General features: G+C 71.6%; 19 protein-coding genes and 2 riboswitches. Of the genes, 9 read left to right on the top strand and 10 right to left on the bottom strand.

Going from position 1 to position 21,546, the window contains the following annotated elements:
* Nucleotides 1-141: 141 nt before the first annotated feature.
* A riboswitch (glycine riboswitch) is annotated at nucleotides 142-237 on the top strand.
* Nucleotides 238-346, top strand: a riboswitch (glycine riboswitch).
* A 32-nt stretch (nucleotides 347-378) separates the two neighbouring features.
* The 5 genes from gcvT to ACZ53K_RS12095 all read left to right on the top strand — a co-directional run bounded on the left by gcvT (nucleotide 379) and on the right by ACZ53K_RS12095 (nucleotide 6,736).
* Entirely contained in the window at nucleotides 379-1,506 is a 1,128-nt protein-coding gene (gene gcvT, locus ACZ53K_RS12115; RefSeq protein WP_468834412.1) for a glycine cleavage system aminomethyltransferase GcvT, read from the top strand.
* An 88-nt stretch (nucleotides 1,507-1,594) separates the two neighbouring features.
* Complete coding sequence (gcvH, locus tag ACZ53K_RS12110) at nucleotides 1,595-1,969, top strand: glycine cleavage system protein GcvH (protein WP_468834410.1); 375 nt, start codon at nucleotides 1,595-1,597, stop codon at nucleotides 1,967-1,969.
* A 55-nt stretch (nucleotides 1,970-2,024) separates the two neighbouring features.
* Nucleotides 2,025-3,284 (top strand): serine hydroxymethyltransferase, encoded by a 1,260-nt coding sequence (glyA, locus tag ACZ53K_RS12105; protein WP_468834407.1) that lies wholly within the window; start codon nucleotides 2,025-2,027, stop codon nucleotides 3,282-3,284.
* 281 nt (nucleotides 3,285-3,565) lie between these two features.
* Nucleotides 3,566-5,230, top strand: coding sequence for an APC family permease (locus ACZ53K_RS12100; protein ID WP_468834406.1), 1,665 nt, complete (start codon nucleotides 3,566-3,568; stop codon nucleotides 5,228-5,230).
* Between the two features lie 123 nt (nucleotides 5,231-5,353).
* Complete coding sequence (locus ACZ53K_RS12095) at nucleotides 5,354-6,736, top strand: L-serine ammonia-lyase (RefSeq protein WP_468834554.1); 1,383 nt, start codon at nucleotides 5,354-5,356, stop codon at nucleotides 6,734-6,736.
* A 671-nt stretch (nucleotides 6,737-7,407) separates the two neighbouring features.
* On the opposite strand, the gene ACZ53K_RS12090 is transcribed toward ACZ53K_RS12095, so the two are convergent.
* From ACZ53K_RS12090 to ACZ53K_RS12080, 3 genes are all read right to left on the bottom strand, one after another.
* Nucleotides 7,408-8,073: a class I SAM-dependent methyltransferase gene (locus tag ACZ53K_RS12090; protein ID WP_468834404.1), complete on the bottom strand. Its 666-nt coding sequence runs from the start codon at nucleotides 8,071-8,073 to the stop codon at nucleotides 7,408-7,410.
* A 57-nt stretch (nucleotides 8,074-8,130) separates the two neighbouring features.
* On the bottom strand, nucleotides 8,131-8,394 hold the full coding sequence (locus tag ACZ53K_RS12085; RefSeq protein WP_468834401.1) for a hypothetical protein: 264 nt from the start codon (nucleotides 8,392-8,394) through the stop codon (nucleotides 8,131-8,133).
* Nucleotides 8,395-8,520: 126 nt separating this feature from the next.
* Nucleotides 8,521-9,246, bottom strand: a complete 726-nt coding sequence (locus tag ACZ53K_RS12080) for a phosphatase PAP2 family protein (protein ID WP_468834399.1) — start codon at nucleotides 9,244-9,246, stop codon at nucleotides 8,521-8,523.
* Between the two features lie 535 nt (nucleotides 9,247-9,781).
* Here ACZ53K_RS12080 and ACZ53K_RS12075 point away from each other — a divergent pair.
* The 3 genes from ACZ53K_RS12075 (at nucleotide 9,782) to ACZ53K_RS12065 (ending at nucleotide 11,797) form a co-directional block, all read left to right on the top strand.
* Nucleotides 9,782-10,336, top strand: coding sequence for a GH25 family lysozyme (locus ACZ53K_RS12075; RefSeq protein WP_468834398.1), 555 nt, complete (start codon nucleotides 9,782-9,784; stop codon nucleotides 10,334-10,336).
* Between the two features lie 74 nt (nucleotides 10,337-10,410).
* Nucleotides 10,411-11,241, top strand: coding sequence for an ammonia-dependent NAD(+) synthetase (nadE, locus tag ACZ53K_RS12070; RefSeq protein WP_468834395.1), 831 nt, complete (start codon nucleotides 10,411-10,413; stop codon nucleotides 11,239-11,241).
* 208 nt (nucleotides 11,242-11,449) lie between these two features.
* Nucleotides 11,450-11,797: a hypothetical protein gene (locus ACZ53K_RS12065; protein ID WP_468834393.1), complete on the top strand. Its 348-nt coding sequence runs from the start codon at nucleotides 11,450-11,452 to the stop codon at nucleotides 11,795-11,797.
* Nucleotides 11,798-11,854: 57 nt separating this feature from the next.
* On the opposite strand, the gene ACZ53K_RS12060 is transcribed toward ACZ53K_RS12065, so the two are convergent.
* From ACZ53K_RS12060 to ACZ53K_RS12030, 7 genes are all read right to left on the bottom strand, one after another.
* Entirely contained in the window at nucleotides 11,855-12,685 is an 831-nt protein-coding gene (locus ACZ53K_RS12060; RefSeq protein ID WP_468834391.1) for a cytochrome c biogenesis CcdA family protein, read from the bottom strand.
* On the bottom strand, nucleotides 12,682-13,506 hold the full coding sequence (locus ACZ53K_RS12055) for a DsbA family protein (RefSeq protein WP_468834388.1): 825 nt from the start codon (nucleotides 13,504-13,506) through the stop codon (nucleotides 12,682-12,684). The genes ACZ53K_RS12060 and ACZ53K_RS12055 overlap by 4 nt, the downstream gene beginning before the upstream one ends.
* Before the next feature lie 56 nt (nucleotides 13,507-13,562).
* The gene (locus ACZ53K_RS12050) at nucleotides 13,563-13,964 is read right to left on the bottom strand and encodes a hypothetical protein (RefSeq protein ID WP_468834386.1); all 402 of its coding nucleotides are present in this window, start codon (nucleotides 13,962-13,964) and stop codon (nucleotides 13,563-13,565) included.
* Nucleotides 13,965-14,446: 482 nt separating this feature from the next.
* Nucleotides 14,447-14,998, bottom strand: a complete 552-nt coding sequence (locus tag ACZ53K_RS12045) for an ATP-binding protein (RefSeq protein WP_468834384.1) — start codon at nucleotides 14,996-14,998, stop codon at nucleotides 14,447-14,449.
* Between the two features lie 264 nt (nucleotides 14,999-15,262).
* On the bottom strand, nucleotides 15,263-16,030 hold the full coding sequence (locus tag ACZ53K_RS12040; protein WP_468834381.1) for an enoyl-CoA hydratase/isomerase family protein: 768 nt from the start codon (nucleotides 16,028-16,030) through the stop codon (nucleotides 15,263-15,265).
* Between the two features lie 76 nt (nucleotides 16,031-16,106).
* Complete coding sequence (locus tag ACZ53K_RS12035; RefSeq protein WP_468834551.1) at nucleotides 16,107-17,333, bottom strand: L,D-transpeptidase; 1,227 nt, start codon at nucleotides 17,331-17,333, stop codon at nucleotides 16,107-16,109.
* Between the two features lie 224 nt (nucleotides 17,334-17,557).
* Nucleotides 17,558-18,739 (bottom strand): L,D-transpeptidase, encoded by a 1,182-nt coding sequence (locus ACZ53K_RS12030; protein ID WP_468834379.1) that lies wholly within the window; start codon nucleotides 18,737-18,739, stop codon nucleotides 17,558-17,560.
* A 578-nt stretch (nucleotides 18,740-19,317) separates the two neighbouring features.
* On the opposite strand from ACZ53K_RS12030, the gene glgX reads away from it, so the two are divergent.
* Nucleotides 19,318-21,483, top strand: a complete 2,166-nt coding sequence (gene glgX, locus ACZ53K_RS12025; RefSeq protein ID WP_468834550.1) for a glycogen debranching protein GlgX — start codon at nucleotides 19,318-19,320, stop codon at nucleotides 21,481-21,483.
* Nucleotides 21,484-21,546 lie beyond the last annotated feature (63 nt).

Raw genomic sequence — 21,546 nt, 5'->3', positions numbered from 1 at the left:
GCCCCTGCGAACACCGGTACGACCAGGGCTCCTGTATCCGGCGATCCCGTGCGATGATGTGCGCGCCATGTGCCGGACCGCACAGCTCCGTGTGCGTTCCTCGTACGGGTGCCACGCTCAGCCAATTGCATACCGGCCGCTTGAATCCGCGCGGGAGAGTCCCCGGCCGTCACGGCGGGGCGCCGAAGGAGCAAGTCCTCCCTTGAATCTCTCAGGCCCCGATACCGCGCGGGCGAGGCAGATCTGAAAAGCGGGCCGCCGTGGTGTGGCTCCACCCAAGGTGCAAACCGGGACCGGTGACGGCCTTCCGGTGAACCTCTCAGGTTCCGATGACAGATGGGGAGACCGTCTTGTCACCCATGCCCGGGAGCCCTCACCATGACCGAAGCCCCCCGCCGGACCGCGCTGGACGCGACGCATCGCGCGCTCGGCGCGACCATGACCGACTTCGCCGGATGGGACATGCCGCTGCGCTACGGCAGCGAGCGTGACGAGCACGTCGCCGTCCGTACCCGCGCCGGCCTGTTCGACCTCTCGCACATGGGCGAGATCACCGTCACCGGACCGCGCGCCGCCGACCTGCTGGACTTCGCACTCGTCGGCAACATCGGCGGCGTCGCCGTCGGCCGCGCCCGCTACACCATGATCTGTGACGCCGAGGGCGGCATCCTGGACGACCTGATCGTCTACCGCCTCGGCGAGACGGAGTACATGGTCGTCGCCAACGCCTCCAACGCCCAGGTCGTGCTGGATGCGCTCACCGAGCGGGCGAGCGGCTTCGAGGCCGAGGTACGCGACGACCGGGACGCGTACGCGCTGCTCGCCGTGCAGGGCCCGGAGTCCGGCGGCATCCTCAAGGGCCTTACGGACGCCGACCTGGACGGCCTGAAGTACTACGCCGGGCTGCCCGGCACCGTCGCCGGCGTGCCGGCGCTGATCGCCCGTACGGGATACACCGGTGAGGACGGTTTCGAGCTGTTCGTCCGCCCGGCGGACGCGGTCACCCTCTGGGAGGCGCTGACCGCGGCCGGTCAGGACGCGGGCCTGGTGCCGTGCGGCCTGTCCTGCCGGGACACGCTGCGCCTGGAGGCGGGCATGCCGCTGTACGGGCACGAGCTGACCACCGGCACCACCCCGTTCGACGCGGGCCTGGGCCGGGTCGTGAAGTTCGAGAAGACGACGAACGGCGGCGACTTCGTGGGCCGCGCCGCCCTGGAGACGGCCCGGGACCGCGCCGAGACCCGGCCGCCCCGCAAGCTGGTCGGTCTGATCGCCGAGGGCCGCCGCGTGCCGCGCGCCGGATACCCGGTCGTGGGCCCGGACGGCGCCGTGATCGGCGAGGTCACCTCGGGTGCCCCCTCGCCCACCCTCGGCAAGCCCGTCGCCATGGCGTACGTGGACGCCGCGCACGCCGCGCCCGGGACGGCCGGTGTGGCGGTGGACATCCGTGGCACCCATGAGCCGTACGAGGTCGTGGCGCTGCCCTTCTACAAGCGCCGGAAGTGACGCGCGTACCTCCGCCCGAGCCGTCTTTGCGTCTCACCTGTCAAGACCCCTGCAGCAAGCACGCCACCGCATCCAGGAGAATCAAGTCATGAACAACCCCCAGCAGCTGCGTTACAGCAAGGAGCACGAGTGGCTGTCGGCCGCCGAGGCGGGCGTCTCGACGATCGGCATCACCGAGCACGCCGCCAACGCGCTCGGCGACGTCGTCTTCGTGCAGCTCCCTGCGGTCGGTGACACGGTCACGGCGGGCGAGACCTGCGGTGAGCTGGAGTCGACCAAGTCCGTCAGCGATCTCTACTCCCCCGTCGACGGCGAGGTCACGGAGATCAACGAGGACGTGGTGAGCGACCCCTCGCTGGTGAACACCGCCCCGTTCGAGGGCGGCTGGCTGTTCAAGGTGAAGGTCAGCGGCGAGCCGGACGACCTGCTCACGGCCGACGAGTACACCGCCTTCACCGGCTGATACGCCCACCCGCCGCCCGGCGGGGCCGTGCGTCCCGCGAACCCCAGGAAGAGTCATGTCGCTTCTGAACAGCTCCCTCCACGAGCTCGACCCCGACGTCGCCGCCGCCGTCGACGCCGAGCTCCACCGTCAGCAGTCCACCCTCGAAATGATCGCGTCGGAGAACTTCGCCCCGGCCGCCGTCATGGAGGCCCAGGGCTCGGTCCTCACCAACAAGTACGCCGAGGGCTACCCGGGCCGCCGCTACTACGGCGGCTGCGAGCACGTCGACGTGGTCGAGCGGATCGCCATCGACCGGATCAAGGCGCTGTTCGGCGCCGAGGCCGCGAACGTGCAGCCGCACTCCGGTGCGCAGGCCAACGCGGCGGCGATGTTCGCGCTGCTCAAGCCGGGCGACACGATCATGGGTCTGAACCTCGCGCACGGCGGGCACCTGACCCACGGCATGAAGATCAACTTCTCCGGCAAGCTCTACAACGTGGTGCCCTACCACGTCGACGAGGAGTCCGGCCAGGTCGACATGGGCGAGGTCGAGCGCCTGGCCAAGGAGACCCGCCCGCAGCTGATCGTGGCCGGCTGGTCCGCGTACCCGCGCCAGCTGGACTTCGCGGCGTTCCGCCGGATCGCCGACGAGGTCGGCGCGTACCTGATGGTCGACATGGCGCACTTCGCCGGCCTGGTGGCGGCCGGGCTGCACCCCAACCCGGTGCCGCACGCCCACGTCGTGACCACCACCACGCACAAGACCCTCGGCGGTCCGCGCGGCGGAGTGATCCTGTCCACCCAGGAGCTCGCCAAGAAGATCAACTCGGCGGTCTTCCCGGGCCAGCAGGGCGGCCCGCTGGAGCACGTCATCGCGGCGAAGGCGGTGTCCTTCAAGGTCGCGGCGACCGAGGAGTTCAAGGAGCGCCAGCAGCGCACCCTGGACGGCGCGCGCATCCTCGCCGAGCGCCTGACGCAGTCCGACGTCACCGAGCACGGCGTCTCCGTGCTGTCCGGCGGCACCGACGTGCACCTGGTCCTGGTGGACCTGCGCAACAGCGAGCTGGACGGCCAGCAGGCCGAGGACCGCCTCCACGAGGTCGGCATCACGGTCAACCGCAACGCCGTCCCGAACGACCCCCGGCCCCCGATGGTCACCTCGGGCCTGCGGATCGGCACCCCGGCGCTGGCCACCCGCGGCTTCCAGGCGGAGGACTTCCGCGAGGTCGCCGACATCATCGCCGAGGCGCTCAAGCCGTCGTACGACGCCGACGCGCTGAAGGCCCGGGTGACCACCCTGGCCGGCAAGCACCCGCTGTACCCGTCGCTGTGACCGGCTCGACGCCGTCACTGTGACCCGTGCCACGCGGCCGGCGGCCGCGCGCCTTCCCGGCGCGTCCGCCGCGGCCGTGTGACGCGTTTCATGAAGTACGCCCCGAAAGGTGCCGCCGAGGTGGCGCCCGCGAGGTGAACAAGGCGTGCGCCCGGGGTCGTTGACCTCGGGCGCACGGCTTTTCCGTCCGCCTTACGGTGATTTTCCGCCCCATAGGCTGAGAACCGACTCCTCAACGACGCGGAGTCCTTCGCACCACAGCAGGACGGAACACGCACGGCATGGACATGAGCGCGGGCAACCGCAAGGGGATCGGCCTCTTCGCCCTGACCATGATCGGCATTGGTTCGATCTTCGGCTCCGGCTGGCTCTTCGGCGCCGGTTCCGCCGCGCAGGTGGCGGGGCCCGCGGCGCTGGTCGCCTGGATCATCGGCGCCGTCTTCATCGGCATGATCGCGATGTCCTACGCGGAGGTCGGGTCCGCGTACCCGATCCCCGGCGGCATGGCCCGCTACGGCCACCTCTCGCACGGCCCCGTGCTCGGCTTCCTGACCGGCTGGGCGGTGTGGATCGCGGTCGCCTCGCTGATCCCGATCGAGTCCATCGCCGCCACCCAGTACATGTCGTCCTGGGGCTTCGGCTGGGCCCAGGGCCTGGTCGACCCGGCCAGCAACCACCTGACCGCGGCCGGGAGCGGTGTCGCGCTGCTGCTGACCTTCGTGCTGTGGCTGACCTGCTACTGGTCGGTCCAGCTGCTGGCCCGCGCCAACACGGTCCTGACGCTGATCAAGTTCGCGATCCCGGTACTGGCCGTGGCCGCGCTGATCGCCTCCGGCTTCCACACCTCGAACTTCACCGCGCACGGCGGCTTCGCCCCGTACGGCTGGCCGGCCGTGCTGACCGCCGTGACCACCTGCGGCGTGGTCTTCGCCTTCAACGGCTTCCAGGCCGTGGTCAACCTCGGCGGCGCCGCCAAGAACCCCGGCCGGGCGATCCCGGTCGCGCTGGTCGGCGCGCTCTCGCTGGGCCTGGTGATCTACCTCGCCCTGCAGACCGCGTTCCTCGGCGCCGTACCGCCGGAGCAGCTGGCTCAGGCCGGCGGCTGGCACGGCGTGAACTTCAACTCGCCCTTCGCCGACCTGGCCAAGATCCTGATGCTGCACTGGGTCGTCACGATGCTCCAGTTCGGCGCCTTCATCTCGCCGGCCGGCTCCAACATCGCCAACGTCGCGTCCGCCGCGTACATGGTCCAGAACCTCGCCGAGACCGGCTTCTTCCCCAAGAAGCTGGCCGCCGTGCACCCCCGGTACGGGACCGCCCGGCCCGCGATGTGGCTCAACCTCGGCTTCTCGGTCCTGCTGCTGGTCACCGTCGGCCACAGCTGGAACGCGCTGGCCAGCGTGATCTCGGCCGCCATGGTCATCTCGTACCTCATCGGCCCGATCGCGGTCGGCGTCTTCCGGCAGACCAGGCCGGACCTGCCGCGCCCGTTCCGGCTGCCCGCCGCGAAGGTGCTGTGCCCCATCACCTTCGCCTTCGCCGCATGCGCGCTGTACTGGTCGAAGTGGCCGGACACCGGCAAGGTCGCGCTGCTGACGCTGGTGGCCGCGCCGGTCGCCGCAGTGGTGCTGCGGCGCCGTGGAGAAACGAATCTGCGCCGCCAGTTCGCGCCCGCCTGGTGGCTGGTCGGCTTCCTGGCCTGGATGTCCGTGGTCTCCGCACTCGGCAGCCCGGACTTCGGCGGCCACGGCGTCCTCCCCGGCGGCCTGGACATCGTCCTCGTCGCGCTCTCCGCCGTCGCCTTCTACTTCTGGGCCGTACGCGCCGGGGTCCGCGCCCACGAAACCGGCCTGACCGGCGGCGACCCCGCACTCGACACCACGACCGACTCCGCTGCGTCGTCCGCCGTTGTGCCGGAGGACAACCGTCCGATGGCCTCCGTCTGAGAGTCTGTCCGCCGTCCGGGTTAGGCTCGACAGTCGGCGCAGAAACGTACCTTCCGTTTCGTCCGCCCCCTCAGCTCCATGTGCTCCACCGTCCACCACGAGCAGACAAGGGAGTCCGCCACCGTGGCCATCTCCGTCTTCGACCTCTTCTCCATCGGCATCGGCCCGTCCAGCTCCCACACGGTCGGCCCGATGCGCGCCGCCCGGATGTTCGTCGGGCGCCTCAAGAAGGACGGTCTGCTCGCCCAGACGACGGCGGTACGGGCCGAACTCTTCGGCTCCCTCGGCGCCACCGGCCACGGCCACGGCACCCCCAAGGCCGTCCTCCTCGGCCTGGAGGGCCACTCCCCGCGCACCGTGAACGTCGAGACCGCCGACGACGAGGTCGAGCGGATCCGCAAGAGCGGCCGGCTGCGGCTGCTCGGCGCGGAGATAGGCAGCGACCACGAGATCGCCTTCGACGAGTCGACCGAGCTGATCCTGCACCGCCGCCGCTCCCTGCCATACCACGCCAACGGCATGACCCTCTTCGCGTACGACGCGGGCGGCGCGCCCCTGCTGGAGAAGACCTACTACTCCGTCGGCGGCGGCTTCGTCGTCGACGAGGACGCGGTCGGCGAGGACCGCATCAAGCTCGACGACACGGTCCTGAAGTACCCCTTCCGCACCGGCGACGAGCTGCTGCGCCTCTCCCGCGAGACCGGCCTGTCGATCTCCTCCCTCATGCTGGAGAACGAGAAGGCCTGGCGCACGGAGGACGAGATCCGCGCCGGGCTGCTGGAGATCTGGCAGGTCATGCGCGACTGTGTGTCCCGCGGCACGTCCCGCGAGGGCATCCTGCCCGGCGGCCTGAAGGTACGCCGCCGCGCCGCCAACGGCGCCCGCGCGCTGCGCGCCGAGGGCAACGCCGAGGCCCACGCGATGGAGTGGACCACCCTCTACGCGATGGCCGTCAACGAGGAGAACGCAGCCGGCGGCCGGGTCGTCACCGCCCCCACCAACGGCGCGGCCGGCATCATCCCCGCCGTCCTGCACTACTACGTCAACTTCGTGCCCGGCGCGGACGAGGACGGCGTCGTCCGCTTCCTGCTCGCCGCCTCCGCCATCGGCATGCTCTTCAAGGAGAACGCCTCCATCTCCGGCGCCGAGGTCGGCTGCCAGGGCGAGGTCGGCTCGGCCTGCTCGATGGCCGCCGGCGGCCTGGCCGAGGTCCTCGGCGGCAGCCCCGAGCAGGTCGAGAACGCGGCCGAGATCGGCATGGAACACAACCTCGGCCTGACCTGCGACCCGGTCGGCGGCCTCGTCCAGATCCCCTGCATCGAACGCAACGGCATGGCCGCCGTCAAGGCCGTCACCGCCGCCCGCATGTCCCTGCGCGGCGACGGCCGCCACCACGTCTCCCTCGACAAGGTCATCAAGACCATGAAGGACACCGGCGCCGACATGAGCGTCAAGTACAAGGAAACGGCCCGGGGCGGGCTGGCGGTCAACATCATCGAGTGCTGAGGGGGCTTTGGGGGCTGGAGGGCTGGAGGCGGGCCGGGGGCGCCTTGGTGGGGTTTGCCTTGGTGGGGGGCGCGGTCTGCGTCTCCGGTTCGGTGGGTGGGGGCTTGGGCACTCTCACTCAGCCTTCGGCCGGCGGTACCCCCACGGCGCCGTTGCGCTGGCCAGGGGGCAGGAAGGTAAACCGCGTGTACGCACCGGTCACCTGCGGGAAGTCACTGCGTGTCCCCGATTACGGCCGTTCGGCGACTTTCCCGGCATAGTGGCTGGGGACGCTGTGGGGCACGGGTGACTGTCTGGTGGCAGTACTCCTTCGTCGTAATTGGGGCGCTTGCGGGTGGTGCCTAAGCGCAAGCCTTCCCCATGGGCACGCGGCCCAGTTCGGTACTCGGCGGTCGGGATCGCCGCCCGTCGCAGATGTGACAGCGCCTGCGCTGGAAGCCGGCCACGCCGACGACCGGGCGGCGGTGTCGGTCAGTCAGTCAGGTGCAGGGTGTCCAGGTCGCGTGGTTCCTTCCTCGATCAGGCTGTGGCCTATGTCGGTCGCGAAACTGGTCTTCACATTGCTCCAGCGGGCGTCCAGCTCCGTGCGGAGCCTGTCGGGCTCGTGCGACCGGGTATCCAGCAGTCGCTCGGTCGGGCGGACGGATCGGTGGCGTAGAAGTCGTCCCCGGTCATGTCCGCTCCTTTTCGAAGGCGAGGGCCGACCAGTCGACGGCGTCGCGGCCGAGCTGGTCCGTTCCGGTGGTCGCCTGGAGGGGGCGGAGGCCGTGGTGGGCGGCGAGGGTGATGGTTTCGGGGGCGGGGATGTCGTACATCCGGCGGTTCTCGGGGAGCGGGCCGTGCCGGAGGGAGAGGAGGAGGCGGCCGCCGGGGGCCAGGAGGTCGTGCAGGCGGCGCATGGCCGGTGGGCGGTCCTGTTTCTCCAGGTGCATCCAGACGGCGGAGAGGAGGATCAGGTCGAGGCGTCCTTCCTCGTCCTTGAGGCCGGAGAGGGCGGGGAGGGAGTCCGCCAGCCAGCGGATCGCCGGGGAGGGGTGCAGGTGGCGGGCGGTGGCGCGTAGTTGCGGTACGGGTTCGACGGCGAGGACGTGGTGGCCCCGGGCGGCCAGGGCGGCGGCGTCCCGGCCGGTGCCGGCGCCGATGTCGGCGACGCGTGCCGGGGCCGTAGGCAGCAGGGGCAGGAAGTCCCGGTGCACGGTTTCGAAGCGGACGCTCTCATAGCGCTCGGCCAGTGCTTCCGCGGCGTGTGCGTAGTACGGCTGGACGCCCGGCGCGTCCTCGGCCGTTCGTTGTCGTGCGGTGTCGGTGCCGGTGTCCGCTTCCCCGTTCGTCGTCATGTCCGCACAGTACGGCCTGCCACTGACAAGCGCCTCCGACCTGCGTGTCCGGTCGTTTCACTTGCCTATCTCCCAGGCGAACGGGGGGAGTTCGCGGGCCCGTAGGTAGACCTCCATGGCGCTGCCGGCCGGGACGAACGGGTGGACGCGGGCGCCGTCGAGTCCGGCCAGTACGCGGGCGCAGTGGTGGACACAGCCCGCGACCTCCTGGCCGTGCGGGTAGATGATCGTGGCCGCGTCGTGCGGGCCTTCGCACGGGGTCGGGTCCGGCTCCGGCGCGGCGGGGCAGCGTGGTGTTGCGCGGTGCTGTCGGTCTTCCATGGAGGGCCTCCCCCTGGGCGGGCGGTGCGTGCGGTGCCGGTGGTCGGCGGCGGACCGGCGGCGTTCACGGGGGTGTTGCTCGCCTGCGTGCCGGTCCATGCCTTCCTTGGGGGATATCTGGGCAGGTCATGAATCGTTTGGGGGGCGTGGAGCGGTTCGGGGGGCGTACGGGGAGACAGGGGCGCGCGGGGCCGGCAGTCGGCCCGTTCGCAGGAGGTGCAGGGTGAGGCAGAGCCAGGCGGTGGCCAGCAGCCAGCCCGCGAGCACGTCACCGGGCCAGTGCACGCCGAGGTAGACGCGTGTGGCGCCGACCACCGCGACCCAGGTGCCGAGCAGCCCGCAGGCCAGGCGGCGGGCGGGTGCCCGGTGGACGCGGGTCAGTACCGCCCACGCGAGGATGCCGGCCACCAGGAGGGACGTCGTGGCGTGCCCGGAGGGGAAGGAGTGGCCGGTGGCCCGGCCGGCCCAGTCGCCCTCGAAGGGGCGCGGGCGGGTGATCAGTTCCATCAGGCCGTACCGGACCGCTTGGCCGAGGAGGAGGACGGCGAGGGCGGTGGCTGCCGCGCGCAGCCGTTCGCCGGCGTTCCGGCCTGCGAGCGCGCCTGCCAGGAGGGCGAGCGCGTACGGGACGGGGCCGGAACCGGTGGCCGTCACCACGAGGGCGGTGGTGCCCGCCGCGTCCGGCCGGTGGGTCACCGCCCAGGTGTGCGCCGCCTGTTCGATGCCGAGCGGGGCCCAGTCGTGTACGGCGAGCAGTGCGGCGGTCGCCGCGAGGAGGAGGACGCACAGCGCGGCGAGGAGGAGCGGGCCGGGGACACGCGGCCGGCCGGGGCGGGTTTCGGACGGCTTCATGGGGCCTCCGCCGGGGGCTGCGGGGGCGTGAAGATTCGCCGGGCCCCGGAGGGCCTGACGGGCCGGTCGTCCTCGACGAGTCGTGCGGTGTGCGTCATCCGGTAAGTCTGCCAAGGTCAGAGATGGTTCGTGCCGGATACATGTGCCGGAGGCAGTTGGCTTGGCGGCGATACGGGCCACGGGCGGGGCGCCCCGCCCGTCTGCGCCGTGCACGCCGGCGGGCGGCCGAAACGCGGGGGCGCGCGGTCTGGCCGAACCGCGGTGGTTCTCTGGCCGATGCGCGCCCCTTCCGTGGCCGGACCGCGCACCCTCTGGCCGCACCGGGAGCTTCATCCCCTACGCATCGCTACCGCGACGGCAATCGATCATGCCCGGCCGAAGAACGTCGTCCGCCGCCGCAGGCCCGCCAACAACGCGTTGATCAGCGGAAGTTCACCGCCGGCCTCTGGCGCGGGATGCCGTGAACATGTTGAACTGCTGATAACACCACGTGACGCATCGTAATCGATCGTTTTCGGTCGGCAGGAGGCCGCACATGCTGCATGGCGTCGACGTCAGCTCCCACAACCCCTCGTACTCGGCGACCGGTCTGGACTTCGTCGTCATCAAGGCGACAGAGGGCCGCTCGTACATCAACCCGCACCAGAGCGCACAGGCGGCCAAGGCCCGCACGGCGGGCTGTGTGGTGGGCTTCTACCACTTCCTGTGGCCGGGCAACATCGCGGCGCAGGCGAAGTACTTCGTCGACAAGTGCGCGTCCGTGGAGGGCGACCTGCTGGCGGCCGACTGGGAGCGCACCGGCGGCGGCACCTACGCGAGCAACGCGCAGAAGGACCAGTTCCTGAAGGAGGTCAAACGGCTGCGGCCGTCGCACCGCGTGATCCTCTACTGCAACCGCGACTTCTGGCTCAACCACGACACGACGTCGTACGCCGCCGACGGCCTGTGGATCGCCGATTACGTCTCGGCCGGGCATCCGCGCATCAAGGCGGCCTGGCGCTTCCACCAGTACACGGACCGGCCGCTGGACAAGGACGTGGCCGACTTCCCGGACAGGGCCGCCCTGAAGGAATGGGCGTCTCCGTCATAGAGTCTGAGGAGTCTTGTCCGCACCAGCACCGCGCACCCTGCGTACCACGCTGGCCCTCGTCCGAAGGAGCAGCCGTGACCGACCCGGCGTCCACGTCCCAGCAGCAGGAGATCGCCCGGGATCTCCAGGTGTCCGCGTCGTTCGACGTCCAGGCGGAGATCGAACGCCGCGTGGCCTTCCTCACGGAACGGCTGACGTCCACGGGCTTGCGCGCGCTCGTCCTGGGCATCAGCGGCGGCGTGGACTCCACCACCGCCGGCCGGCTGTGCCAGCTGGCGGTGGAGCGGGCCCGTGACGCTGGGCACGACGCGACGTTCCACGCGATGCGGCTGCCGTACGGCGTCCAGGCCGACGAGCACGACGCGCAGCTGGCGCTGGACTTCATCAAGGCCGACCGGGTGCTGACCGTGGACATCCGCCCGGCGAGCGACGCCATGCTGGAGGCGGCGCTGGCCGGCGGGATCGTCTTCCGGGACGAGCGGCACCAGGACTTCGTCCAGGGCAACATCAAGGCGCGCCAGCGGATGATCGCGCAGTACGCGGTCGCGGGCGCCCAGGACGGCCTGGTCGTGGGCACCGACCACGCCGCCGAGGCGGTCTCCGGCTTCTTCACCAAGTACGGCGACGGCGCGGCGGACGTGGTGCCGCTCACCGGCCTGACCAAGCGCCGGGTCCGGGCCGTCGCGGACGCGCTGGGCGCCCCCGCCGAGCTGGTCAAGAAGGTGCCGACCGCCGACCTGGAGACGCTGGACCCGGGCAAGCCGGACGAGGACGCGCTCGGTGTCACGTACGACGACATCGACGACTTCCTGGAGGGCAAGCCGGTCGGCGAGCAGGCGTACGAGTCGATCGTCCGCCGCTACCACGCCACGGCCCACAAGCGGGAGCTGCCGACGGCTCCCTGAGCCACGGGAAACGCTTGCGGTGCGGGGGCCGGGACCGGTCCCCGCACCTTTTCGCGTCCGCGCCCGTACGGACTGTCATGCTCCGGCTAGGGGACGGTCACCCGAGGTGTGCTGAATCGTGGTCCACGGCGGGCATGGATGGGGCATGCGGAGCCGTGAAATGCGATCGGAAGATCAACTGTCAGTGGGGGGCTCTACGCTCCGAAGCATGGGTTACGCAGACCTGCGCGAACTCCAGACCGCGCTGACGACCGCATCCGACATCGCCTCCTCCCTCCAGGCGGCGCCCACCCGGCGGGACGCCGACCAGCTCGTCGACGTCCTGCGGCAGGCGCTGACCGCCGCCAGCTCACTCAGCACGCTGTCCGGCCCGACCGGCTGCGCCATACATCCGAACGGCGCGGTCGATCCGCTGTACGGCGACCCCGAGGACCCGCTGCCTCCGGGGTACGGCAAATGCCTGCTGTGCAACGACCGCCGCCGCCGTGCGGACGCCGGCCCTCACCAGCCGTATCACTGGGACCGCCAGGACCATTCCCTGCGCCGTAGCGCCTAGAACCCCGCACGCCTGCCGGGCGGCCTGGCAGGCGTGCGGGGGGGGGCGGCGGGCAGCTCAGTCCTGCCGTTTTTTCTCCGGGCGCAGTGCGATACGGCCCAGCACGGCCGCCACGACGAGCGCGACCAGGGCGACGAGCACGTAGTCCGGTACGGCGTTCCCGACCCGGGTGGCCCACTGCTCGACGCGGACCTCGGAGTCCGCGTCCAGGATTCCGGGCAGGGCGCTGGTGCCGTTGAAGGTGAGGAAAAGGATGCCGATGCCGATGAAGAACAGGCCGGAGACCAGGGAGGTGGTGTGCAGCCGCAGTTTTCCGACGCTGAATTCGCGGCCGCGCAGCCAGCCCCGGCTGCCCAGGGAGAAGCGGTCCCAGAGCAGTGCCAGCACGAACAGCGGAAGGGCCATGCCCAGCGCGTACACGGCGAGCATGGAGGCGCCGTAGACCGGAGAGCCGCTGACCGCCGTGACCGTCAGCACCGCGCCCAGGATCGGCCCGGCGCAGAACCCGGCGAGGCCGTAGACGCAGCCCAGCAGGAACGTGGACAGGGCCGAGCGGGGAGTGATCCGAGCCGCCGCCTGCTGGGCACGCTTGAAGGCGAAACCGAGGCCGAGGATCTGGGCGACGCCCATCGCGATCACGACCCAGCCGCCGATGCCGACGAGCAGGTCCCGGTGACCGTTGAACAGCCGGCTGGCGGCCGTGCTGGCCGCGCCGAGCGGGACCAGTGTGGTGGCGAGGCCCAGGTAGAACACGGCGGTGCGGGCCAGCAGCCGGCCGGGGTGGGACAGGGAGTAGGCGAAGAAGGCGGGCAGCAGCAGCGCGCTGCACGGGCTGAGCAGGGCGAGGGCGCCGCCCAGGAAGGCGGCGAGGTATCCGATGTCCGTCACTTCGCCTGCTCCTCCGCCTTGCCGGAACCCTGGCCCTTCTCCGCGCCGCCGGACTTCCCGGCCTTCTCGGCCTGCTCGGCGGCCTGGCTGATCGTCTGCTCGAAGACCTCGGTGGGCTGGGCGCCCGCGATGGGCCGGCCGTTGACGAGGAAGGACGGCGTGGACTGCACGCCGATGCCGTAGCCCTCGTCCTGGTCCTTCTTCAGGGCGGCCGCGGCGGCGGAGCCCGTCAGGTCGCTGCGGAACTTGTCGATGTCGGGCACGCCGCTCTTGCGCGCCATCTCGACGAGCTTGTCCTCGGCCAGCGCGCTGCCCTTGTTGGTCTTGGCGTACAGCTCGTCGTGCAGCTGCCAGAACTTGCCCTGCTGTCCGGCGGCCCACGAGGCGCGGGCGGCCCGCTCGGAGTCGGCGCCGTAGATGGTGAAGTTGCGGAACTCGATGCGCAGGGTGCCGTCGCCCACGAACTTCTTGATCAGTTCGGGCTTGGTCTCGCGGTTGAAGCGCCCGCAGAACGAGCACTGGTAATCGGCGTACTCGACGAGGACGACCGGGGCGTCCTTCCTGCCGACGGCGAGCGGGTCACCGTCGGTGCGCCGGCTGGTCTGCTGCGCGAGCTGGTCGTACAGCTTCTGCTGGCCGTCGTCCTCCTGGGGAGAGACGGAAGCGGCGGCGCCGGGGGTGTCGGTGCCGCTGTCCGAGCCGCCTTCGACGGCCTTGCCGACGGCGATGCCGACGGCGACGAGTGCCACCACCAGGGCGATGACGGCGCCGATGGCGGCGATCTTGCGGGTGGGTGAAGCGGATGACGGGGGAGTGGGCATGGGGATGCTCCAGACGTACTGGGTGGAAAGGAGGCCGGCCGTGCTGACGGGCAGGCCTAAATCCGCAGTACGGGCAGGAGCGCGGTGTGATCGGTGGCGGGTGCCGTTCCGGTGGGCGGGCGAGCGAGCGCGAAACAGGCCGGTGTGGCGGCGGCGAGCGGGGCGGGTGCGGTGGCGACGGGCGTCAGCGGCTCGCCGCGGTTCGGGGTGGGGACCGGAACCGACTCGTTCTGGCTGGGGGCGTGCTGCCCGGAGCACTTCTTCGGCGCCTGGGCGACGGCGCGGTGCGTGACCGGGGCGGTCGCGGCGGCGTCGGCCGCCTGCGCGGCGGGCTGCGCCGCGGCGGCCGGCAGCGCCGGCGCCGGCTGGACGCCGCCCACCCGGCACAGCAGCGGCGCGAAGGTGACGGCGAGCAGGAGCAGCAGGGTCGCGGCAGCCGAACGGCGTACGCGTTCCATGTCCCGGTCTCCTTCCGTCTCCGTCTCCCGGGGCCGCGCCGGATTCCGCCGGTGTCCCGGTGGCGTCCGCGGCGCGGTGGCGGCGTTCTCGGTGTGAGCCGCCCATCCTACGGACCACCGGCCCGTCGTTCCGCTACCGACCGGCCCCCCACCCTCGGGTTACGTGCATAGCCCACGCTTGTGATCGCATAACCATTGAGGGAATCGATTACCTAACCACTAAATGCAAGGCTGGTGTCGTAGCTCACCTTTGATCGCGCGGGGATTAATCAAGGTTGGGGATACTCTGTCCGCAATTGCCGCTTTGGCAAGGTCGCGACCCGCCTGCCATAGTCGGTTCCAGCGACCCCCCATTGACCCGGGCCAAGGTCGTCCAGACCCCGCGGGTACACCCCTTTCGCCCGCCGGCGGTCGACACTGGGGCCTCACCCGCGTACGGCGCGGGCAGGCCCCAGTCGCGTTCCCGGGCCCGGACGCCCCGCTCAGCGGTCGATGACCCGCATCTCGAACCAGGTCGTCTTGCCGCGCGGCAGCAGATCGACGCCCCAGCGGTCGGAGAGCTTGTCGACGAGGAAGAGACCGCGGCCGCTGATGTCCATCTCGTGGACCGGCATCAGACAGGGCAGGCCGCGGGACGGGTCGCGGACCTCTATACGGATCCAGCCACGACGGCGCAGCATCCGCAGCCCGAAGGTGCGCGCGCCGGTGTGCCGGACGGCGTTGCCGACCAGTTCCGAGACCAGCAGCACGGCGTGCTCGGTCAGCTGGGGGGTGACGTTCCACCGCTTGAGGAGCACGGACTGGGTCAGCCGGCGGGCGGTGAGGGCGGATTCGGGACGGGAGGGCAGACGCACCTCGTCCAGTGTCGGATCGCCCACCAACTCCAGCGCGCGGACGGCGAGATCACCGCCGGACGGGCCGTGCGCCGCGCCCGCACCGGGGAGACCTCCGGAAAGTCCCCAGCGTGCGGCGGCCGTGCCGCTCCGCGGCCGCGGCTGCTCCATTCCTTCGAGGCCCGCCATGCCCCCCATCATGGCTGTTACCGGGGGGTCACGGGGGCGGAACCGGTGGAATGCCCTGCCCGGAACACCCCGTTCCGACCCCCGACCCCGGCATATGCCCACGGCAGGGAAAGGTCGGCCGAATCCTGGCTGACCTGCGGTGACTTCATGTGCCTACCCGATCAACGGGCACTGCGGACGGGGCCCTCCAGGGCCTGGCGGCGATTTCCGCAATTCCCCCACACGGGGCATCGAAAGTCAGCCGGAACCACAGGGGCCCCGTCAACATCATCCGTCTCAGCGGAACTTGGCCTTGCCCGGGCCCTCCTCCACGAAGCTGCGCATACCGGTCTCCCGGTCCTCGGTGGCGAAGAGGCCCGCGAACCAGGTGCGTTCGACCGTCAGACCGGTGTCGATGTCGGTCTCCAGACCCGCGTCAACGGCCTCCTTCGCGGCCCGCAGGGCGATGGCGGGGCCGGCCGCGAGCCGGGCCGCCCAGGCGTGCGCCTGCTCGTAAACCTCGGCGGCGGGCACCACCCGGTCCACCAGCCCCAGGGTCAGTGCCTCGTCGGCGCGGACCTGGCGGCCCGTGAAGATCAGGTCCTTGGCCTTGGACGGGCCGACGAGCCGGGCCAGCCGCTGGGTGCCGCCGGCGCCCGGGATCAGGCCGAGCAGGATCTCCGGCTGGCCCAGCTTGGCGTTGTCGGCGGCGATCCGGAAGTCGGCGCACAGCGCCAGCTCGCAGCCGCCGCCGAGCGCGTAACCGGTGACGGCGGCGACCACGGGCTTGGGGATGCGGGCCACGGCGGTGAAGGAGTCCTGCAGGGCCTTGGAGCGCTCGACCATGGCCGCGTGGTCCATGTTCTGCATCTCCTTGATGTCCGCGCCGGCCGCGAACACCTTCTCACCGCCCCAGATGACGACGGCGCGCACATCGTCGCGGCGGGTGGCCTCCTCGGCCAGCTCGCGCAGCCGGTCCTGGGTGGCGATGTCCAGTGCGTTCATCGGCGGGCGGTCCAGGCGGATGGTGCCGACGCCCTCGGCGACCTCGAAGTTCACAGTCATGGGGGCAGGTTAGTCCGCGTTAACGCGGGGCGGACCGGCGCCCTTCGGCCAACGGCCGGGGCGCCGGCAGCGGACCCTAGCGGCCGGACCGCCACTTCTGCCAGGACATGTTCCACACGTTGAGGCCGTTCTCGGGTGCGATCGTCTCGTCGTGGGAGTTCTTGACCGTGACCACGTCGCCGACCAGTGAGTTGGCGTAGAACCAGGCGGCCGGGGTCGAGCCGTCACCGCCGCCGCGCTGGTCGAAGAGGCCTATGCAGCCGTGGCTGGCGTTGCGGGAGCCGAACGTCGACCTGCCGGACCAGTAGTTGCCGTGGATGAACGTACCGGACGTGCTCAGCCGCATGGCGTGCGGCACGTCCGCGATGTCGTACTCGCCGCCGAAGCCGACGGTCTCCCCGTTCATCCGGGTGACCTCGTGCTTCTCGCTGATCACCATCTGGCCGTTGTACGTCTCGGTGCCCGGCCCGCCCGCGGTGATCGGGATCGTCTTGATCTTCTTGCCGTCGCGGACGACGGACATCTCCTTCGCCTTCACGTCGACCGTGCTGATCTGGCTGCGGCCGACCGTGAAGGATATGCGCTTGGACTGGGTGCCGTAGACGCCCGGCCGCCCCTCGACGCCCTTGAGGTCGATGTCGAGGGTGACCTTCGTGCCGGGCTTCCAGTACGCCTCGGGGCGGAAGTCCAGGCGGTCGTTGCCGAACCAGTGGCCCACGATCGGCACCGCGGGCTTGGCCGTGACCTTGATGCCCTTCTGGACGCTCTGGGGATCCGTTATGCCCCGGGTGAAGTTGATGGAGACCGGCATGCCGACGCCGACGGTCTGGCCGTCCTCCGGGGCGTACCGGCCGACGAAGGTGTTCTCCGGGACCAGGGTGGTGAACGTGGCGTGCCGGGCGGACTCGCGCAGCTGGTCGTCGACGGCGACGGCGTCGACCTTGTATGTCGTGGCGGCGCGCAGCTTGCCGGTGGGCTGCCAGACCGTGCCGCCGGTCAGCTTGCCCGCGACCGGCTTGCCCTTGTCGTCCAGCACCTTGACCGACGACAGCCGGCCCCGCGAGGAGCTGACCTTCAGGGCGCCGTCGGTGGCCACGTCCTTGGCGCCGTCCTCGGGCGTGATCGTCACAGCGGCCTGGGACGGCTGCTTGTCGGGGTCGGTCCCGCCGTCCTTCTTGTCGTCGCCCCCGCCTCCGCAGGCGGTGACCAGTATCAGCAGCGCCGACAGCAGCAGCGCGAGCACCCCGCCGCTCCTTCGCGGCCCCGCTCGCCGCTCCCCCGGCACCGGCTGCCCCTGCTGCACGTTCACGACTGGCCCCTTTGCTCCCTCGCCCGGCCCGCAATCCCCCGTACGCGCATATCTACCCACGCACGCTCAGCCGATAGATAACCACACCCCACTGACAGTGGCTTCACCCGGCGATGTCACCGTTCGGCCTCAAGTGATATGCCTGGGGCGGGATCGCACGGAAGGGAGTCCGGTTCGCCCCGAAGTCGGCCGGAACCGTCCGGTGCCGAAGGTGCCTCTCAGCGCAGCGCGGAGCCCGCCCGCCACATCCGCCACGGCATGTTCCAGCCACCCAGGCCGTTGTCGGGGGCGACCATCCGGTCCCGGGAGTTCACGACCTCCACGACGTCCCCGACCAGCGACCGGTCGTAGAACCAGCCGGCCGGGGTGTCCGGGCCGCCGCCCTGGGTGTCCCGCAGTCCGACGCAGCCGTGGCTCGTGTTGGCGCCGCCGAAGGTGCGCGCGGGCGCCCAGTAGTTGCCGTGCAGGAACGTTCCCGAAGTGGTCAGGCGCAGCGCGTGCGGCACGTCCGGAATGTCGTACTCGCCGCCGAAGCCCACCGTGTCCCCGTCCATGCGGGTCACCGGGTGCCGTTCCAGGATCACCATCCTGCCGTTGTACGTGGGGCTGGTGAGGCTGCCGGCGGTCACCGGGAGCGTGGCCAGCCGCCGGCCGCCGCGCCACACCGTCATCGTGTGCGCCGCCGCGTCAACCCGGCTGGTCTGATCCCGGCCGATCTTGAACCGGACCTTCTTGCGCTGGGCCCCGAGCACACCGGGGGCCGCCCGGACGCCGCGCAGCCGCAGGTCCATCGTCACCCGCGTACCGGGCCGCCAGCGGGTGCGGGGCCGGAAGTCCAGGCGGCGGGCGCCGAACCAGTGGGCGGCGACCTCGGTGGCGGGCCGGGCCGTGACCGAGACCGCGCGCTCGACGGCCGCCCGGTCGGTGACCGGCCGGTTGAACTCCAGCGAGACGATCATGCCGGTGCCGACGGTGGCACCGTGTTCGGGCGTGAAGAAGCCGACGAGGCGGTGCGGCGGCACGTACGTGGTGAAGGTCGTGTGCCGCGCGGACCGGCGGCCGTGCCCGTCCAGCGCCACCGCGTCCACCGTGTAGCGGGCGGCCGGCAGGAGGCGGGCCCGCCCGGACGGGCGCCAGGTCAGCCCGTCCGGCGCGATCCGGCCCGGCACCGGCGTACTGCCGTCGTCCTCGATGCGGCTGACCGCGACCCGCTCCAGACGGCCGTCCGGCACCCGTACGGCGATGCGGTCGGTCTCCCGGACGTTCTTCGCGCCGTCCTGCGGGGTCACCCTGATCGCCTCCTTCGGCGACCGCGGCTTGCCACCGGTCACCGCCCCGGGAAGCCCGCAGCCCGCCAGCGCCACGACAGCCGTGAGGACGGCGGCGGTGACGGCCGTCATGGAAGCCGGCCCCCCGCCCCGGTGGGGCAGGCGCACCGGGCGGCTCCCCGCCGGGAGCCGCCGTACGGAAGGTGCCGCTACGGGGGCGGACCGCCCAGGGGCCCGCCGTACGAGGGTCCGCCGCTCCATGTCCCGATATGTCACACCGCGATACGTCACGGACAGCTCAACGATGCCCCCGGCGCCGAGGAAACGTGAGGCGACGGCCCGTTGCGGGAAGAACACAGGGGAGGACGGGCCGGGCGCGCGGCCGGGACGCCGCGCGGCCCCGTCCGAACGAGCCATGAGCCGCGGGAGGCTGGCCTGTGTCGAGCGCACCCGAGCAGGAGTCGGTACAGGACGTGCGGGGCGAGGACGGCGTGTGCGGCGGGCGGCGCGCCGGCGGCCCCGGACGTGCGGCGCCGCCCGCGGGTACGGAGCCCGGGCCGGCGCACACACCGGGCCCGGACGCCGCGAACGGCACGGACCCCGGGAACGGCGCCGCGCCCGTCAACGGCCACCGGGTCCGCGTACCCCCCACCCGGCCGCCCGGCCCCGCCGCCGAGCCGGACCCGCAGACCCGTGCGGCGCCGCTGCCCGTGCCGGTGCGGCCCGGCAGCTCACAGCCTCTCGGGGCCCGCTACCGTACGGGCCCCGACGGCGTGGCGGGCACCAACTTCGCCCTGTGGGCGGGCGGCGCGGAGGCCGTCGAGGTGTGCCTCTTCGACGACGAGGACCGCGAGACCCGCCACCCGCTCACCGAGCTGACGCACGAGATCTGGCACGGCTTCCTGCCCGGCGTACGGCCCGGCCAGCGCTACGGCTACCGGGTGCACGGCCGCTGGGACCCGTGGACCGGCGCCCGCTGGAACCCGGCGAAACTGCTCCTGGACCCGTACGCGCGCGCCGTGGACGGCGAGTTCTCGCTGCCCGCCCAGGTGTACGGGCACGTCCGCGACTGGCCGCAGCAGCACGTCGCCGACACCGTGCGCGACGACCGCGACTCCGCCCCGTACGTCCCCAAGGGCGTCGTGGTCGCCGACGCGGACCCGGAGGAAGGCGGCGACGAGTGGATGGACGACCGGCGGCCCAAGACGCCCTGGTCCGACACGGTCCTGTACGAGCTGCACGTGCGCGGCTTCACCATGCTCCACCCGGACATCCCCGAGGAGCTGCGCGGCACGTACGCGGGGCTCGCGCACCCCGCCGCGATATCCCACCTGACCCGGCTCGGCGTGACCGCCGTCGAACTGATGCCAGTGCACCAGTTCGCCCACGAGGACCACCTGCTCCGCCGCGGCCTGCGCAACTACTGGGGCTACAACTCCATCGGCTACTTCGCGCCGCACGCCGCCTACGCCGCCTCCGGGACCCGCGGCCAGCAGGTCGGCGAGTTCAAGCGGATGGTGCGGGCCCTGCACGACGCCGGCATCGAGGTCGTCCTCGACGTCGTCTACAACCACACCGCCGAGGCGAGCGAGCTGGGCCCCACCTTGTCCTTCCGGGGCATCGACAACCGCGGCTACTACCGGCTGGCGGATGGCAGCCGCCGCTACGCCGATTACACGGGCTGCGGCAACACCCTGCACGTCGTCCAGCCCAACGTACTGCGCCTGATCACGGATTCGCTGCGCTACTGGGTCACCGAGATGGGCGTGGACGGTTTCCGCTTCGACCTGGCGGCGGCGCTGGCCCGTTCCATGCACGACGTGGACATGCTCTCGCCGTTCCTCGCGGTGATCGGCCAGGACCCGGTGCTGCGCCGCGTCAAACTGATCGCCGAGCCCTGGGACGTGGGCTCCGGCGGCTACCAGGTCGGTGCCTTCCCCCCGTTGTGGACCGAGTGGAACGACCGCTACCGCGACACCGTGCGCGACTTCTGGCGCGGTGCACACCCCGACGTACGGGACCTCGGCTACCGGCTCTCCGGGTCGAGCGACCTGTACGCGTGGGGCGGCCGCCGCCCGTACGCCTCGGTCAACTTCATCACCTCGCACGACGGTTTCACCCTTCGCGACCTGGTCTCGTACGAGCAGAAGCACAACGCCGCCAACGGCGAGGGCAACCGCGACGGCACCGACGGCAACCGCTCCTGGAACTGCGGCGTGGAGGGCGCGACCGACGACACCGCCGTCCAGGCGCTGCGCCGCCGCCAGCTCCGCAACATGATCACCACGCTGCTGCTGTCCACCGGGGTGCCGATGCTGGTCGCCGGCGACGAGATGGGCCGCACCCAGGGCGGCAACAACAATGCCTACTGCCAGGACAACGCCACCAGTTGGGTCGACTGGTCGCTGCTCGACGACCCGGACTGGCGGGCGCTGGCCACCCTCGCCGCCCGGCTGATGGCGCTGCGCCGCGACCACCCCGTACTGCGCCGCCGCGCCTTCTTCTCCGGCCGCCCGCAGCGCCCGGACGGCCTGCGGGACCTGGCCTGGTTCACCCCGCGCGGCACCGAGATGACCGAACCGGACTGGTACGCGCCCACCGCCACGCTCGGCATGTACCTCTCCGGCACCGACATACCGCAGCGCGACCCCGAAGGCCGCCCGGTCACCGACGACAGCTTCCTCGCCGTCCTGCACACCGGCCACCGCCCGGCCGCCTGCACCCTCCCCGGGCCGCCCTGGGCCGACGCGTACGAACTGGTCGTCGACACCTCCCGCGAGGACCAGGACGGGCCGCCCGGGACCGTCCTGCGCGCCGGCGCCCGGCTCACCGTCCCCGAACGGTCGGTGCTGCTGCTGCGCGTGGTGGCCGGCTGACGTCCCCGGCGCCCCAACGCCCCCTGCGCTTGCGGCGAAAACCCGGTGAGTGATGTCAGTGGT

It is taken from the genome of Streptomyces sp. NPDC033221 (assembly GCF_055577005.1).
The sequence above is the reverse complement of the archived record's forward strand: the minus strand, read 5'-3'. Positions and strand labels throughout refer to the sequence as shown.